The 16376-nt window shown below is 65.6% G+C and carries 15 protein-coding genes; 11 read left to right on the forward strand and 4 right to left on the reverse strand.

What is annotated here, in order from left to right; all coding sequences use genetic code 11:
• The first annotated feature begins 23 nt into the window (after nucleotides 1-23).
• The 4 genes from rlmN to HIM68_RS08550 all read left to right on the forward strand — a co-directional run bounded on the left by rlmN (nucleotide 24) and on the right by HIM68_RS08550 (nucleotide 3662).
• Complete coding sequence (gene rlmN / locus HIM68_RS08535; RefSeq protein ID WP_367647478.1) at nucleotides 24-1328, forward strand: 23S rRNA (adenine(2503)-C(2))-methyltransferase RlmN; 1305 nt, start codon at nucleotides 24-26, stop codon at nucleotides 1326-1328.
• Between the two features lie 100 nt (nucleotides 1329-1428).
• Complete coding sequence (locus HIM68_RS08540; protein WP_025777300.1) at nucleotides 1429-1989, forward strand: DivIVA domain-containing protein; 561 nt, start codon at nucleotides 1429-1431, stop codon at nucleotides 1987-1989.
• Nucleotides 1982-2656 carry a hypothetical protein gene (locus HIM68_RS08545; RefSeq protein ID WP_172171325.1) on the forward strand — a complete coding sequence of 225 codons (675 nt, stop codon included), beginning with the start codon at nucleotides 1982-1984 and terminating at the stop codon, nucleotides 2654-2656. The genes HIM68_RS08540 and HIM68_RS08545 overlap by 8 nt, the downstream gene beginning before the upstream one ends.
• A 112-nt stretch (nucleotides 2657-2768) precedes the next feature.
• A complete protein-coding gene (locus HIM68_RS08550; RefSeq protein ID WP_172171327.1) occupies nucleotides 2769-3662 on the forward strand; it encodes a hypothetical protein in 894 nt (297 codons plus the stop codon).
• 205 nt (nucleotides 3663-3867) lie between these two features.
• Here the strand turns inward: HIM68_RS08550 and HIM68_RS08555 are convergent, their stop codons facing one another.
• A complete protein-coding gene (locus HIM68_RS08555) occupies nucleotides 3868-5067 on the reverse strand; it encodes an acyl-CoA dehydrogenase family protein (RefSeq protein ID WP_092017334.1) in 1200 nt (399 codons plus the stop codon).
• A gap of 158 nt (nucleotides 5068-5225) precedes the next feature.
• Between HIM68_RS08555 and dxr the strand changes: the two genes are divergently transcribed.
• From dxr to HIM68_RS08570, 3 genes are all read left to right on the forward strand, one after another.
• Nucleotides 5226-6446: a 1-deoxy-D-xylulose-5-phosphate reductoisomerase gene (gene dxr / locus HIM68_RS08560; RefSeq protein ID WP_172171329.1), complete on the forward strand. Its 1221-nt coding sequence runs from the start codon at nucleotides 5226-5228 to the stop codon at nucleotides 6444-6446.
• The gene (locus HIM68_RS08565; protein ID WP_172171331.1) at nucleotides 6443-7993 is read left to right on the forward strand and encodes an RIP metalloprotease; all 1551 of its coding nucleotides are present in this window, start codon (nucleotides 6443-6445) and stop codon (nucleotides 7991-7993) included. The genes dxr and HIM68_RS08565 overlap by 4 nt, the downstream gene beginning before the upstream one ends.
• 88 nt (nucleotides 7994-8081) lie before the next feature.
• A complete protein-coding gene (locus HIM68_RS08570) occupies nucleotides 8082-8348 on the forward strand; it encodes a hypothetical protein (protein WP_139468796.1) in 267 nt (88 codons plus the stop codon).
• Between the two features lie 54 nt (nucleotides 8349-8402).
• On the opposite strand, the gene HIM68_RS08575 is transcribed toward HIM68_RS08570, so the two are convergent.
• The gene (locus tag HIM68_RS08575; RefSeq protein ID WP_172171333.1) at nucleotides 8403-9803 is read right to left on the reverse strand and encodes a serine hydrolase domain-containing protein; all 1401 of its coding nucleotides are present in this window, start codon (nucleotides 9801-9803) and stop codon (nucleotides 8403-8405) included.
• Nucleotides 9804-10083: 280 nt separating this feature from the next.
• Between HIM68_RS08575 and ispG the strand changes: the two genes are divergently transcribed.
• A complete protein-coding gene (gene ispG, locus HIM68_RS08580) occupies nucleotides 10084-11247 on the forward strand; it encodes a flavodoxin-dependent (E)-4-hydroxy-3-methylbut-2-enyl-diphosphate synthase (protein WP_172171335.1) in 1164 nt (387 codons plus the stop codon).
• 81 nt (nucleotides 11248-11328) lie between these two features.
• Nucleotides 11329-12210: a DUF4081 domain-containing GNAT family N-acetyltransferase gene (locus HIM68_RS08585; protein ID WP_172171337.1), complete on the forward strand. Its 882-nt coding sequence runs from the start codon at nucleotides 11329-11331 to the stop codon at nucleotides 12208-12210.
• Nucleotides 12211-12222: 12 nt separating this feature from the next.
• Here the strand turns inward: HIM68_RS08585 and HIM68_RS08590 are convergent, their stop codons facing one another.
• Together HIM68_RS08590 and HIM68_RS08595 are read right to left on the reverse strand one after the other, a co-directional pair.
• On the reverse strand, nucleotides 12223-12639 hold the full coding sequence (locus tag HIM68_RS08590) for an RNA-binding S4 domain-containing protein (protein WP_139468792.1): 417 nt from the start codon (nucleotides 12637-12639) through the stop codon (nucleotides 12223-12225).
• On the reverse strand, nucleotides 12639-13499 hold the full coding sequence (locus HIM68_RS08595; RefSeq protein ID WP_253903806.1) for an NUDIX hydrolase: 861 nt from the start codon (nucleotides 13497-13499) through the stop codon (nucleotides 12639-12641). Before HIM68_RS08595 ends, HIM68_RS08590 begins: the two co-directional genes overlap by 1 nt.
• Nucleotides 13500-13704: 205 nt before the next feature.
• Here HIM68_RS08595 and HIM68_RS08600 point away from each other — a divergent pair, with 205 nt between their 5' ends.
• Complete coding sequence (locus tag HIM68_RS08600) at nucleotides 13705-15552, forward strand: proline--tRNA ligase (protein ID WP_172171339.1); 1848 nt, start codon at nucleotides 13705-13707, stop codon at nucleotides 15550-15552.
• Nucleotides 15553-15603: 51 nt separating this feature from the next.
• Entirely contained in the window at nucleotides 15604-16371 is a 768-nt protein-coding gene (locus HIM68_RS08605) for a TSUP family transporter (RefSeq protein WP_139909806.1), read from the forward strand.
• Nucleotides 16372-16376 lie beyond the last annotated feature (5 nt).

Raw genomic sequence — 16376 nt, forward strand, 5'->3', positions numbered from 1 at the left:
AGCGAACATGAGACAATGGCCGTGTGAGTTCTCAAGCAGGCAGAAGGCAGACCAGGCCCGTCGTCGAACATGCCGACGGCACGACATCGAAGACCCCGATGCGCGATGGCCGTCCCCTTCTCAACTTCAAGTCCGCACGGGTCAAGCAGCCTCCTCAGCATCTGGCCGATATGACGATGGACGAACGCGTCGACGCGGTCAAGGAGATGGGACTGCCCGCTTTCCGGGCCAAGCAGATCTCCACCCACTACTTCAGCCACTATGTCACCGACACCGAGGCGATGACTGACCTGCCCAAGGACAAACGGGCAGAGATCCAGGAACGGTTCTTCCCGCACCTGCTCACCGAAGTGCGCCGCCTGCGCACAGAGAACGGCGACACCATCAAGTTCCTGTGGCGCCTCTTCGACGGAGCTCTCGTCGAATCAGTGCTCATGCGCTACCGCAACCGGGTCACCCTGTGCGTGTCCAGCCAGTGCGGCTGCGGAATGAACTGCCCGTTCTGCGCCACCGGCCAGCAAGGTCTGACCCGCAACATGTCCACGGCCGAGATCGTCGAACAGGTCGTGCGCGCCAACCAGGTCATCGCCGCCGGCGAACTCGCCGAAGCCCCAAAGTCGGATATGCCCGGTGCCGGAGAGACCGCGCTCGGCGCGGAAGCCGATGATGACGAAGCGGCGGGAGAAGCCGGATTCGACGGGGAGGCCACGGCCGCCTCGGCGAATGGCCCCGAACGGGTCTCGAACATCGTCTTCATGGGCATGGGCGAACCCCTGGCCAACTACAAGCGAGTGATGAACGCGGTGCGCCGGTTCGTCGGACCGAGCCCCGAAGGGCTGGGCATGTCGGCCAGGCGGATCACGATCTCCACGGTCGGACTCGTGCCCGGCATCAACAAACTCGCCGCCGAAGACATCCCCGTCACGTTCGCCCTCAGCCTCCACGCACCCGATGACGAACTGCGCGATGAGATGATCCCGGTCAACACGCGCTGGAAGGCCGATGAGGCCATCGACGCCGCCTATAACTACTACCAGGTGACCGGACGGCGGGTGAGCATCGAATACGCGCTCATCAAGGACATGAACGACCACGCGTGGCGTGCGGAACTGCTGGCCAAGAAGCTCAACGCCCGCGGACGCGGCTGGGTCCATGTCAACCCGATCCCGCTCAACCCGACTCCGGGCTCGGTGTGGACGGCCTCGGAACCGGACGTTGCCGACGAATTCGTCCGCCGCCTCATCGATCAGGGCATTCCGACGACGATCCGCGACACCCGCGGATCCGATATCGACGGCGCCTGCGGACAGCTCGCCGCAGCCGACTGATCGACGCCCGGTTCGGCAACTGCGGACCGCGGCAACGCAATTGCTGCGGCTTCCATCTATTATGGTGGAAACACCACAGCCACTCGCTTCTGGAGGAGACATGGCGGACACGACTTTCCCTCGAATGTCCGGTTGGAAGAACGGATACGACCCCAAGCAGGTCGACAGCTTCTTCAAGCGTGCACGTGAGTCCTTCGAACGGCCGACGCCGCAGCCCGGCGACCTCGACTCCCGGGCGGTGCGCACGGTCGGTTTCGATCTCGTCCGCAAGGGCTACCACGTCGCCGTCGTCGACGCCGCGCTCGACCGTCTCGAAGATGCATTCGCCAAGCAGGCCCGAGACCGTCTGATCGCGCAGTCCGGGCAGGACGCCTGGGTCTCCGAGCTCACCCGTGTGGCCGCGTCGCTGCGGGGTCGACTGGTCCGTGAGCCCGGTGAGCGCTTCGACAATCCTCCTCCCGGAGTCATCGGCTACGACATCACCCAGGTCGACGACATGTGCGACAAGGTCAACTCGTACTTCACGCAGGGCGTGGCGATGAGCGTCGACCAGGTCCGCCGCGTGCTGTTCAAGACCGCAAAAGGCAAGAAGGCGTACAACGAGGACCAGGTCGATGCGTTCATCGACCGCGTCGTCGAAGTGATGGCCTCCGTTGACTGATTTCCACTACTTCGCGGTCCCGACCGCGGCCGATCCCGGCACGCTCAACCCGGTTTACGAACTCCTCGACTTTCCGATCGCGATGGGCAAGGCCGAAGACATCGTGCTGACCGGACCCGCTCCGGAGAAACCGCTCGTCGACGGCCGGGAAGTCACGGATCCCCGCCTGGTCAAGGCCCTGTCCGTTCCCCTCGAGTTCGACCGCGCCGAGGTGCTCGACCGCAGTTCGAAGCTCGCCGGAGTGCTCCGTGCCATGGGCGTGGTTCCGGAATCCGGTGCCCGGCTCACCTTCGCCGAGGATGTCCCGCCGTTGGCGCGGGCGCTCGGTGTTCTTGCTGCCGCCCGGATCGGGCTCGTCGTGGATCTGCGAGCAGGAGCTCCGTCTGACTCTGCCTCAGACTTAGTGGTTCTCCACGCCATCGAAGACGAACCGGTCGAGCCGGGGCGTGCCTCCGTGCGGGTCACCCGGTCGCGCTTCGAAGGCGTCGGAGTGACGATCGGCTCCGAGACCGCGAACCTCGACCAGGCGATGCGCGACTCACGCGTCGAATTCGCCGCAGTAGTGCCGCTCGACCCGCAGCGCACTCTGCTGCTCACCGACGACGGTGATCTTGAGGCGGGTACGAGCCTCGAATGGTACCGCACCGAGGTTCTCTCTGCCTCCTGAGCCCTGGACGCCTGGGGGTGCTGGGAAATCCGGGGGCTTCGACTCCGATGCTGGTGTCGAGGTTCCGGCTTCCGCAGACCCGCGGCCTGCTGATCCGCGTTCGGCTGAGACGGTGTCTGCTCTGCGCGCGGCCGGATGTGTCTTCGCCGAGGACGAAGCTGCGATCCTGCTGGAGTCAGCAGCTGGCTCTGTGCCGAAACTCGATGAGCTCGTTGCACGACGCGTGGCCGGTGAACCCCTCGAGCAGATCGTCGGCTGGGTTGATGTCGCGGGTCTGCGACTGAGCGTGCGTCCCGGAGTGTTTGTGCCGCGGCAGCGGACTGCTCTGCTTGCGGCTCACGCAGTCGCGGTGACCCGACGGATGCTGGACCCACAGGGAAATGGGGCCAGGACCATCGCATGCTCAAACTCTGTTGCTGACCGGCCCGTTGTGCTCGAAGCGTTCAGCGGAGTCGGCCCGGTCGCCTCAGTGGTGGCCTCCTTGGTGCCGGGGGTGGTGATCCACGTCGGCGATGCTCAGGCGGAGGCCGTGCGGTGTGCGGTGGAGAATGTCGAACGCTGCATCCAGTCGGGGGACTCAGCGCACGCGGGGGAGTCTACGCAGGCAGGCGGGCCCGTACAGGCAAATGAGTCCGGTACCACCGTGACGGGGCATGCCCTCGACTGCCTGCACGGATTGCCCGACTCACTGCGGCGGTCGATCTCCGTCATCGCGGCCGTGCCGCCGTACGTTCCTGAAACGGCAGCCGACTTTCTGCCGCATGAGGCCCTCGACTTCGAACCGAGCAGCGCCCTCTTCGGCGGCTCCGACGGACTCGACCTCGTCCGCCGACTCATCACGGAATCGCTCGCCTGGTTGGCCCCTGCCGGTGTGCTGCTCATCGAACTCGGGCGAGGTCAAGTTGCAGAGGCCACCGGGCACGCAGCCGAGCTAGGGCTGGAAGCCCGGAGCCACCTCGGCGACGATGACCAGACGGTCGTGCTCGAACTGCGTCGTGGAAACTGACAACGGCCGGCTGAGATCGGGTGATTTCAGCCGGCCGGCTGCGTACCGACTGGTTCGAAGTGCGGGCGCGGGGCGCGAAGTCTGTGCGTCAGCACTTTGAACCAGCCGGTGACTGCAGATACAGCACGCCCGCCGAACCTCAGCAGGATCGGCGGGCGTTAGCTGTGCTCAGCAGCGGATGGACTCCGTGCTCAGCGACGTGGTTTCAGTTCGCGAAGGCGTTGATTCCGGTCATCGTCCGACCCAGGGTCAGCTGGTGCACCTCGTGCGTGCCTTCGTAGGTGAGCACTGTCTCGAGGTTGACCGCGTGACGCAGCGGCGGGTACTCGCTCGTGATGCCCGACCCGCCGAACAGGGCGCGCAGGTCACGGCACACGTTCATCGCGGTATCGACGTTGACCATCTTGCCCAGGCTGATCTGCTCGGGACGCACACCCTTCTCGGAGTCCTTGAGCTTGCCCAGGTGAGCGGCGAGCAGAGTGATCTGCGAGTACTGGCCGAAGGCCTTCGCCAACTTCTGCTGCGTGATCTGGAACGACGCCAGCGGGCGATCGAACTGCACACGGGTGCCGGTGTACTCCAGTGCGGAGAGCAGCGCGTCGCGGGCTGCACCGGTGACACCGAAGACGATGCCGTAGCGGGCCTCGGACAGGCAGGACAGGGGGCCCTTGAGTCCCTTGGCCTTCGGCAGCATCGCATCCTCGGGCAGGCGGACGTTGTCGAGGACGATCTCACCGGTGATCGAGGCGCGCAGCGAGATCTTGCGGTGGATCTCCGGGGTCTGCACACCCTCGGTGTTCGAGGGGACGACGAAGCCGCGGACGACGTTCTTGCCCTTGTCGTCGACCTCTTCGGTCTTGGCCCACACGACCATGACATCGGAGACCGGGGAGTTCGTGATCCACATCTTCGCGCCGTTGAGGATCCAATCGGATCCGTCCTTCTTCGCGGTCGTCTTCATCCCCGACGGGTCGGATCCGACATCGGGTTCGGTCAGCCCGAAGCAGCCGATGGCCTTGCCGGCGGCCATCTTCGGCAGCCATTCTTCCTTCTGTGCTTCCGATCCCCAGTGGTGGATGGCGAACATCGCCAGCGAGCCCTGCACGGAGACGAGGGAGCGCAGACCGGAGTCGACGGCTTCGAGTTCGCGGCAGGCCAGTCCGTACTGAGTCGCCGTCGAACCGCCGCAGCCGTAGCCGTCGAGGTGCATGCCGAGCAGCCCTAGCTCGCCGAGTCCTTCGGCCAGTTCCCGGGCGGGGATGGTGGCGTCGAGGAAGTAGTCGCCGATCTTCTCCCGGACGTTCTCGTCCAGCCATTTCTTCACGATCGATGCGAATTCGAGGTCATCGGATTCGAAGACCGAATCCAGTCCAAGAATGTCGTCGGGGCTCAGCGTCTTGCTCATATCCATCTCTTTCGCCATTGATTGTCTTCATTCACAGTTTTACCGGAACCCGGTGGAAGGTCGGTGTCCCGAAGCACTACAGATGACCAGGTTCCGCTAGGCGACACACGAGTCCGTGTCGAGTCATTTCCCAGAGAACTTTGGCATCATCGGTTGGCGTGAGTAAACGTGGTTTCATTGTAGTCGGCTCAACCGGTTCGGTCGGCACCCAGGCCCTTGATGTCCTCGCCGAACACCGGGACGAGCACGCGATCATCGGCTTGGCCGCGGGGTCCCAGCTCGACCTTCTGCTCGAGCAGGCCCTCGATTTCCACGTCCCCGTCATCGGGCTCACGACCCCACCCGCCGGAGGCGAGGCCGAGGTGCGTGCGCGACTGACCGAGCTGGCTGCCCAGCGGGGGACCGCCGATCCTGTCGAAGCCATCCACCTCGGGGACGATGCCGCCGAGGCGGTCGCGGGCTTGGCCGCCGATATGGTCCTCAACGCGATCACCGGTGCCGCCGGTCTCGGCGCGACCCTGGCCGCCCTCGAACGCGGCACGGACGTGGCCCTGGCGAACAAGGAATCCCTCATCATCGGCGGGTCCATCGTCCTCGACGCCGCTCGTGCCTCCGGGGCCCGCCTGGTGCCGGTCGACAGTGAGCACTCCGCCATCGCCCAGGCGCTGCGCGCCGGCACGCACGGTGAAGTCAGCAAGCTCATCATCACCGCGTCGGGCGGTCCCTTCCGGGGCATGACCCGTGATGCCCTGCGTCGAGTCACCCCCGCCCAGGCGCTCAACCATCCCACCTGGTCGATGGGGTCGATGATCACCATCAACTCTGCGACCCTGGTCAACAAGGGCCTCGAAGTCATCGAAGCCCACCTGCTCTTCGACATCGACTTCGACCACATCGAAGTCGTCGTGCATCCTCAGTCGCAGATCCATTCGATGGTCGAGTTCGCCGATGCCTCGACGATCGCGCAGATCTCCCCACCGGATATGCGGCTGCCGATCTCCTATGCGCTGGGCACCCAGGACGATGGAACGACGAAGCGACTGACTTCGGGGGCCGTTCCGCACAATTGGGGCCAGCCCATGCACTGGTCGTTCGAACCGGTCAACCATCTCGCCTTTCCTGCGCTCGGTCTGGCTATCGACGCCGGTAAGAAAGGCCGCAGCTACCCGGCCGTGCTCAACGCTGCCAATGAGGAACTCGTCGCCGCATTCATCGCCGGAGACATCGCCTTCACCGGAATCGACAAAGGCCTGTCCCGAGCTCTGGCCGCCCACGAATCTGCGGCCGAACACACGGTGGAGACCGTGCTGGCCGCCGACGCCTGGGCCAGGGACTTCGCTCGCGCCGACGTCGCCGAACAGAACGGGGGCCGCCGATGACAGTTGTGCTCTACATCGTCGGGATCATCCTGTTCCTCATCGGCATCTCGATCTCGATTGCGCTGCACGAACTCGGCCACCTCACCCCGGCGAAGAAGTTCGGGGTGAAAGTCACGCACTATATGGTCGGCTTCGGACCGACCCTGTTCTCCTTCCGCCGCGGTGAGACCGAGTACGGCATCAAAGCGTTCCCCCTCGGTGGGTTCATCGCGATGCCGGGAATGTATCCGCCCGAGGAAGCGACGAAGTCCCGCTATGAGACCGCCGCCGCTGCGCAGAAGGGCGGCACGGTCGCCGGCGTCGACAGCGGGGTCGACGGCACGTCGGGCCGCCTCGGCGAACCGGGCGCTGCACTCGACTCGACGGGCAGCGAAACCTCGGGCCGCCTCGGCGAGGGGACGGATGACGGTGATGCCGCTCCGCTGCGCCGGGACCGCAAGAAGCGGAAGGGGCGGCTGTTCGAAGACACGATGGCCGATGCCCGGGAGTTCTCGAACCAGGAGATCGCGCCGGGGGAGGAACACCGGACGTTCTATGCGCTCAGCGTGCCCAAACGCCTCGTCGTCATGTTCTCCGGTCCCTTCGTCAACCTCATCCTGGGCATCCTCATCATGGGGATCTCGCTGCTGGGCATCGGTGTGGTCACCCCGACGACGACCGTCCAGACCGTCGTCGAATGTGCGGTGCCCGCGTCCGAAGCGCAGCAACGGCCGGCCTCGGAGCAGAACACCTGCCGTCCCGACGATCAGCTCACCCCCGCGTGGGAGGCTGGGATCAAACCGGGTGACGAGATCACCTCGATCGCCGGCGTCGAGACGAAGGACTGGGACCAGCTGTCCTCGGTCATCAAGGAACATGCAGGCGAACGAGTCGATGTCGACTTCATCCGAGATGGTCAGGCCCAAACGGTGACCGTGCCGATCATCGCCACCGAACGTCCGAAGGTCGACGATGCAGGCAAGGCCGTGCTCAACCCGGACGGAACTCCGCAGACCGAGACCCAAGGATTCTTCGGCGTCGGACCCGTCCAGGAACGTCAGTCCCTGCCGCTCGCGGACTTCCCCGGCGCAGTGTGGGACCAAGTCTCCGGAGTCTTCCACGCGATCATCACCCTGCCGGTCAAACTCGTCGACATCGGCGAAGTGGCCGTCGGCACGAAGGACCGCGACGCCGAAGGACTCGTCGGCATGGTCGGCGTCGGCCGGATCGCCGGTGAGATCGTGTCCACCGACCAGATCGACGTCGTCGACAAGGCGCAGATGGGGCTGGGCATGCTCGGCTCGCTCAACATCTTCCTCTTCGCGTTCAACATGATCCCGCTGCTGCCCCTCGACGGCGGACACATCGCCGTGGGTCTCTACGAAGGTGCGCGCCGCCGCATCAACCGGTGGCGCGGCCGCGGACTGGTCGGTCCCTTCGACACCGCGAAGCTGCTGCCGCTGACGTACGTGTGCATCGGGCTGATGCTGTGCATGACGGCGCTGCTCGTCTACGTCGACCTCGTCAAACCCATCACCCTCGACGCGATCTTCAACTCCGGCGGTTAGTCCGGGTCGTTCCGGTGGATGGGCCGGGCCGGGCTCTGGCAGCTAGACCGGACATGCAGTTTGGGCGATCTCGGCTAGGGTGGTGCGAGTGGAGAATACTGAGACCAAGCCACATGAGCGTTTCTTCTCGCGAACGGAATGGACGTTCATCGGATTCCTTGCGCTCGCCTTCGCGCTGACTCCGCTCTTCTACGGGCTGCCGCTGCTCAGCCCACTGTTCGCAATGGGGACGAGAGTCCGCGGACACAGGGCGAAGATGACCTGGCTGTGGACGGTCGCCTCACTGCTCGTCTTGATGTCGATCGCACCGTTCATTCTCAAGTTCGCAGGGCTGAGTAACTTCGTCGTGGAATGAAGGCGTGAGCCATCTGCGGTTGAGCGTGAACTGTCCGTTCAGTGGCGCATCCGTTCAGGCACTGAGGGTGATCGTCTGCACCTCGCCGAGGTGATTGAGGCCGACCGTGATCGTGGCGTTCTCATCTGCTGTGCCCGGCACTGTGACCACTCCGCGCAACGGGGAGACCATCTCGAGGTCCGCCTCGGTGAGAGGACGGTCGATCTGCTTCTCCGCCCGCCACCGGGCGGAGCGCTCCCGCCTCTCTTCGCGGGGTTCGTCGAGGTCCATGTTCATGGAGAAGATCGCCTCGGCGACGGTGTCGTCGAAGTCGTTGACGAGGTTCGCCGCGGCCATCACGGCATCGATCTGGGGTTGGGCGGCGGGGTATCGGGGCACCGGCGCCGAGGTGGCCCGACGTTCCAGCCGGGTGCCCTGTCGTCCCGTGGCCGCCGCCCAACCGAGGTCGAGCGCGTCCTGGACGACGCGCTGCGCCGGGTAATAGGTCGTATTGCCGAGCACGACGAGGCTGAGCCCCAGATCGGGGAACCAACGCATATGTGAGCCGTATCCTGGGTAGCCGCCGGAATGGCAGACGATGCGGCCGAAACGTGTGTCCAGACGAGTCTCGAGACCGTATCCGTAGCTGAGCGTCTCCGCGTGGTGGTCGCTCTTCTGGATCTCCATGGTCCGTCGTGGCTGCTGGTTGTCGGTCAGTATCCGAGACCAGGATCCGGAAGCATAGGAGTCCATGCGTTCGAGGGCGTCGAGATGCGCGTCCATCCATGTGCCGATGTCGTTCACCGTGGAGATGACCCCGCCGATGGGGGAGAAGACTCCTGGACCGGTGAGTTCGGCCGGGTGGAGGCCGCCGCCCAGGTCGACGCGGAACCCGGTCGCCAGGTCCGGGAAGCCCGTGTGGTCGAAACCGGTGCGTGTGAGCTTCAGGGGATCGAAGATCTCAGTGGACACGAGTTCGGTGAACGCACTGCCTGTGACCGCCTCGGCGACCATGCCGAGAAGCGCATAGCCGAGGTTCGAATACTCATAGCCGGTGTCGGCGGGCGCGCAGGCGATGGCGCCGCGGTGCAGCCAGTCGGTGAGCTCGGCCGGAGTCATCGCCTCCATCCGGTCCGCCCACGGGTCGTCCTTGGTGAAACCGGTGCTCATCGTCAACGCCTGCCGGCAGGTGCGGTCGGCGATGGCCGTATCGGTCAGTTCCGGGAGCAGGGCGCCGAAGGGAGCGTCGAGATCGAGTCCGTCGGCGGCGAGGAGCCCGATGGCTGCGGCGGTGAAGGACTTCGTCATCGAAGCGATCCGGTACGGAACGTCGCCGTTCACGGTTCGGGCGGGGCCGCCTCGGCGAAAGATTCCCCATGCCAGAGATCCACCCTGGTCGTCGAGCTTCTGTGCTGCGGCCTCGAGAGCCGCAGTCATCGCCTCGACATCGGGTTCGACGAATCCGGGTGTTCTCACAGGGCTGCTCCTTCGTGCAGACGTCAGGTCACCTTCACACTACCGTCAGCCGGTGACACCGGATCGGGACCAGTGGGCCGTGGCGTGGTGCGGGTGGAGTCGAGGTCGCGCGGGGGTCGCCCGGAGTGCGCCGGTTGACTGTCCGGGGTACGCCCTGCGGACGGACAGTCCTGTGTCAGTGGGAGGTCCTACAATGGTGATGGTTCGCACAATCCGGGTCCCGCATCGGCGCCGGCTCGGACATTGTGGCTGGTCAACAGCCTGACTGAAGGGATCCTTCGTGACATCGGTCAATCTCGGAATGCCCGCACCGCCGCCTCCCGTGCTCGCTCCGCGGAGGAAGACGAGGCAGATCAATGTCGGAAAGCTGGGGGTCGGATCCGATTCCCCGGTGAGCGTGCAGTCGATGACGACGACGCAGACGACGGACATCAACGGGACCCTGCAGCAGATCGCCGAACTCACCGCCGCCGGCTGCGATATCGTGCGCGTGGCCTGTCCCACCGCCGATGATGCCGCGGCTCTGCCGATCATCGCCGGCAAATCCCAGATCCCTGTCATCGCCGATATCCACTTCCAACCGAAATACGTCTTCGCCGCTATCGCCGCCGGCTGTGCGGGAGTGCGCGTCAACCCCGGCAACATCCGCAAGTTCGACGACCAGGTCAAGGAGATCTCGAAGGCCGCCGCCGAGGCGGGCGTGTCCATCCGCATCGGCGTCAACGCCGGATCCCTGGACAACCGGCTGATGGAGAAATACGGCAAGGCCACGCCCGAGGCGCTCGTCGAATCCGCGCTGTGGGAGGCCTCCCTGTTCGAAGAACACGGATTCTATGACTTCAAGATCTCCGTCAAACACCATGACCCGGTGATCATGGTGCGCGCCTATGAGCTGCTCGCCGAGCGCGGCGATTGGCCCCTCCATCTCGGCGTCACCGAGGCAGGGCCCGCCTTCCAGGGCACGATCAAGTCCGCCACCGCCTTCGGACACCTGTTGGCCGAGGGCATCGGAGACACCATCCGAGTCTCCCTGTCCGCGCCTCCCGCCGAAGAGGTCAAGGTCGGCAACCAGATCCTCGAATCCCTCAACCTGCGGCCCCGAAAGCTCGAGATCGTCTCCTGCCCGTCCTGTGGGCGCGCGCAGGTCGACGTGTACACGCTGGCCGAACGTGTCACCGCCGGACTCGAAGGCATGGAGGTGCCGCTGCGGGTGGCTGTCATGGGCTGCGTCGTCAACGGCCCCGGTGAGGCCCGCGACGCCGACCTCGGCGTGGCCAGCGGAAACGGCAAGGGCCAGATCTTCGTCAAGGGCGAGGTCATCCGAACCGTGCCCGAATCCGAGATCGTCGAGACGCTCATCCATGAGGCCAACCGCATCGCCGAGGAGGCCGCGGGGCAGCCATCGGGCGCTGCATCGGGGCCGCCTGAAGTGACCGTCGGCTAGGTGCGATACCTTGTGAGGACGAAGAGTTTCATGGTCCAGTCATTGGCCCATGCTGACGGCTGAGAAAGAGTTCAGGGGCACATGGCGCTGAGGATCGCACGACTGGAACATCAGCACACCCGGTGGCTGACGGACCTGCTTGCGCGCAACCCCTGCGAGAACGTCTACCTCGTCTCCCTGCTCGAAGTCACGGGCACCGCCCGTCTGGGCTCCCCGGCAGGCACGCTGTACGGAATCTTCGATGGTGACCGGCCCGTCGCCGCCTACTGGGTGGGCGGCAACATCATCCCGGTCGCAGCGACTCCGGCGACGAATGAGGTGCTCGCTCGCAAACTCAATGCCGACGGTCGCGTGTCCTGCTCACTCATCGGCAGCCGGTCCGTCATCCTCGACCTGCAGCAGCGACTCAATTGGGGCCGAGCGCGTGGAGTGCGTGAACGGCAGCCGCTGTTGGCCATCAGCTCGGATCCGCTGGTCACTCCCGATGAGCATGTGCACCGGGTGACCCTCGATGACCTCGGTGCGGTGTTTCCCGCCAGTGTGGACATGTTCACCAAAGAGGTCGGATTCTCACCGATCGAGGACGGCACCGCCGGGTACCTGGCGCGGGTGCGCGGGATCATCCGCGGCAAGAACTGCTACGCCCGGATCTCCTCCACCCTGCCCCAAGGCGGTGCGGTGCCGCGGTGGCCGGCCGAAGAGCAGGACGAACAGGTGCTGTTCAAGGCCGATATCGGCATCCGTGCCCGCCGCATCGTCCAAGTTCAAGGAGTATGGGTCCATCCCGCAGTGCGCAATCAGGGTCTGGGGGCAGCGGGCATGGCCGCGGTCGTCCAGCGCACGCGTGACAAAGGCCATTCCACGGTGAGCCTGTATGCCAATGACTACAACGAGACGGCGCTGCGCATGTATGCCCGCGTCGGCTTCGAACAGGTCGGCACCTTCGCCACCGTCATGTACTGAGCTCTCGGCGGATCAGTCGCGGCGGTTGCGCGACTGAGGTTTGGCCATATCGCCGAGGAACTTCTCCATCTCCCGGCGGTCCTTCTTCGTCGGACGCCCCAGCCCTTTGTCTCGCCGGGGCACGAATCCGCGCAGCGCCGGATCGGGCGGGGGAGTGAGGTCCTCATAGCACTGAACGGCGATGGAGGCCTGCATCCTCGTGGGGATGAAACCGGTGATCTTCCAGATGAATTCGGACCCGGCCTTGCGCACACGCACCTCCTGGCCGATGCTCACCTTCTGCGCGGCCTTTACGCGCTGACCGTCGACCTGCACATGCCCGCCGCGGCAGGCCTGAGTGGCGAGATTGCGGGTCTTGAACATCCGCGTCGTCCACAGCCACACGTCGACGCGCATGTGCTTTCCGGCATCGCGGTTGATCTCGGTCATCAGCGATGACCGTCCGAGAAATTCGTGCCGGACGAGGGCATTCCTGCATCGGCACCATCGGGGTCCTGTATCCGGGAGTCGGCGCGCAGCACCAGTGCCGAGCGCCGGGTGAAAGTCTGCGCGGGACGCCCTCGCCCCTGGCTGACGGCCTCCCCGGTGGGATCGAGCAGCGGCAGCATGGTGCGGCGGAACGTATCTGCCTGGAGGCTCTCCCCGGCGACGATCTCGTGGAGCTCGCGCAGCTGCCGCAGCGAGAACTCCTTCTCCAGGAGCCCGAAGGGATCCGGGGTGCGTTCGTGGAACGCCCGCAGTCGGTGCACGGCCACGCGCACGATCTCCTGATGCTCGGCGCTGAGCTCGCCGACATCGTGGACGGGCACGAGCTTCCGCCGGTGGACGGGGGAGTCCGGGTGATCGGAATCCGATTCGGCAGGATCAGGGTCGGCCGCCTCGGGGAGGACCGCCTCGGCGGGGGAAGATTCCGTCACCTGCGCCGGAGCATCCGCCACGGCCGCCTCGGTGGGATCGTCCTCCTCGGCGAGTCCGACATCGGAGGCGGAGAGAACATCGAGGTGGGCCACGGAGATCACCCAACCGCGATCATCGCGGTCGGGTTGGTCGAACACGTGCAGCTGGACGGGGGCGCGGTCGACCAAACGAGCCTTCTCGCGCAGACAGCGGGCGACCGCCTCGGCGAGGCGTTCCTGTGGACGCAGGATCGACCCGGGCAGCTGCCACACCCCATCTCCGGGATGGGTCATGAGAACATGCAGGCCACGGCCGGGCACGGGGCAGAGGACCGCGGTGTCGACCGCGACCGAGGGCCGCGGGAACTGCGTGAGTTGGCTGGGATCAGGCATGCTCTTCGTATCGTTCGGACTCGTCATTTCAGCGGGGACCGGGCGGGGACCGGACGGCCCCGACCGATGCCGGGCTTCGGTGCTGCAGCCACCAGTCTAATTCTCTTCCCGCAGGTGACGAATCCGCGCCCGCTCCGATTCCCTCCGGCTCGCCCGCGTGCGATAGTGTTCGATCTGAGTCTTGACAAGTTGAGGAGATTTACCCATGGCCCTGCGCATGTCGTCCCTGTTCGTGCGAACCCAGAAGGAAGACCCGGTCGGCGCCGAGGTGGCCAGCCACAAACTGCTCCACCGTGCCGGATACATCCGCAGGTCAGCACCGGGAATCTACACGTGGCTGCCGCTGGGACTGGCCGTGCTCGGCAAGATCGAAGCCATCGTGCGCGAAGAGATGGCGCTCGCCGGCTCCCAGGAGGTCCACTTCCCGGGTCTGCTGCCCGCCGATCCGTACAAGAAATCCGGCCGTTGGGAGGCCTTCGGGCCCGACCTCTTCCATCTCAAGGACCGCCGCGAGAACGACTACATCCTCGCTCCCACCCACGAAGAGGTCTTCACCCTTCTGGTCAAGGACCTCTACTCCTCGTACAAAGACCTGCCGCTGTCGATCTACCAGATCCAGACGAAGTACCGCGACGAGGCTCGCCCCCGCGCCGGACTGCTGCGCGGACGCGAATTCATCATGAAGGACGCCTACTCCTTCGACATCGACGACGCCGGACTCGACGCCTCCTACGAAGCCATGCGCGTGGCCTATCTGCGGGCCTTCGCCCGTCTCGGCCTGCCGTGCCTGCCGGTCAAGGCGACCCCGGGTGCCATGGGCGGCTCCGGGACAGAGGAGTTCATCTACCCTTCTGAGGTTGGGGAGGACACGTTCGTCAAGTCACCCGGCGGATATGCCGCGAACGTCGAGGCCGTGACCTCGATCGTCCCCGAGGCGATTCCCTACTCGCAGTCGCCTGCCGCACATGTCGAGGACACCCCCGACACTCCGACCATCGAGACCCTTGTGGCCGCGGCGAACGCCTCGCATCCGCGCGACGATCGTGAGTGGACGGCCGCAGACACGCTGAAGAACGTCGTCTGCGCCGTCACCCATCCCGACGGCACCCGCGAGATCATCGTCATCGGCCTGCCCGGCGACCGCGAAGTCGACCTCGACCGGGCCGCCGGCACCGGCATGCTCGGTGACGGTGAGGTCGACCTCGAAGCCGCGACTGCTGAGGATCTCGCAGCCCACCCGGAGCTCGTCAAAGGCTACATCGGACCCGGCAACTCCCTCGACGCGCCGGTTCTCGGCCTCGAATCGCCCTCGAAGATCCGCTACCTCCTCGACCCCCGAGTCGTCGACGGCACCCGCTGGATCACTGGAGCCAATGAGCCCGGACGCCACGTCTTCGACCTCGTCGCCGGACGGGACTTCACTGCCGACGGCACCATCGAAGCCGCCCAGGTCGTCCTCGGCGATCCGGCACCGGACGGCTCCGGTCCGCTGGAGCTGGCGCGCGGTGTCGAGATCGGTCAGATCTTCAAGCTCGGCCGCAAGTATGCCGAGTCCCTCGACCTCAAGGTCCTCGACCAGAACGGCAAGGCGACGACCGTGACCATGGGCTCCTACGGTCTCGGCGTCACCCGCGTCATGGCCTGCATCGCCGAGGAATACCATTCCGAGGACGGCCTCCTGTGGCCCCAGCACCTGGCCCCGGCCGATGTGCACATCATCGTCGCCGGCAAGAGTGAGGAGATCGCTCAAGCCGCCGAGAAGATGACGACCGAACTCGAGGCCGAAGGCATCAGCGTCCTGCTCGATGACCGCAATAAGGTTTCGCCCGGATTCAAGTTCGCCGATGCCGAGCTCATCGGCATTCCCACCGTCATCGTCGTCGGCCGCGGTCTGGCCGATGGCGTCGTCGAGGTTCGCGACCGTCTGGCCGGGGAGAAGTCCGACCAGCCCGTCGCCGAGGTGGTTCCTGCCACCGTGGCACGTGTGCGTGAGGCGTACGCGAAGGCTGCAGCTGCAGCCGACGCGGCGATCAGCGCCGACCAGAACGCCTGAGCCGCCTCGGTGTTCGAAGCCCTCGCCGGAGGCATCGATGTCACCTGGACGATGGTCCTGTGGCTGCTCGCCGCGGGAGTCCTGGCCGGGTGGATCGATGCCGTCGTCGGCGGGGGCGGACTGATCCAGCTGCCCGCGCTGCTGCTCGTGCCGGGGATGAGCCCCGTCCAAGCGGTCGCGACGAATAAGATCGGGTCGATTGCGGGCACGACCGCCTCGGCGGTCACCTATCTGCGCAAGATCACCCCGGACCGGTCGGCGACGATTCCGGCCGCGGCCTCGGCGTTCTTGGGTGCCGTGCTCGGGGCGAAGCTCGCGACCTTGGTGCCCAGCGAGGCTTTCACCCCGATCATCCTGCTCGCGCTCATCGGGGTCGGGATCTTCACCGTCCTCAATCCGAGCCTCGGCGCCGATGCCACGCTGCGGTTCGGGGAAACGTCGAAACGCCACCATGCCTTGTCGTGGCTGATCGGGCTCGTCATCGGCGTCTACGACGGAGTGCTCGGGCCGGGGACGGGATCGTTCCTCGTCATCGCCTTCGTCTCGATCATCGGATTCTCTTTCCTGCAGGCCTCGGCCACGGCGAAGGTGATCAACTGGGCGACGAACTTCGGAGCGCTCGTCTACTTCATCCCCGACGGTCAGGTCGTCTGGCTGCTGGGTGTGATCATGGCCGTCGGCAATGTCACCGGCGGGATCTTCGGTGCGCGCACCGCGCTGGCGAAGGGCTCAGGGTTCGTCCGCGTCGTCTTCGTCATCGTCGTCTCCGCTCTGATCCTCAAACTCGGTTTCGACTTCATCTCCACCCTCATCCACTAATTGCC

Origin of the sequence: Brevibacterium sp. CT2-23B, assembly GCF_013168765.1 — a bacterium.
Lineage (GTDB): Bacteria > Actinomycetota > Actinomycetes > Actinomycetales > Brevibacteriaceae > Brevibacterium > Brevibacterium sediminis.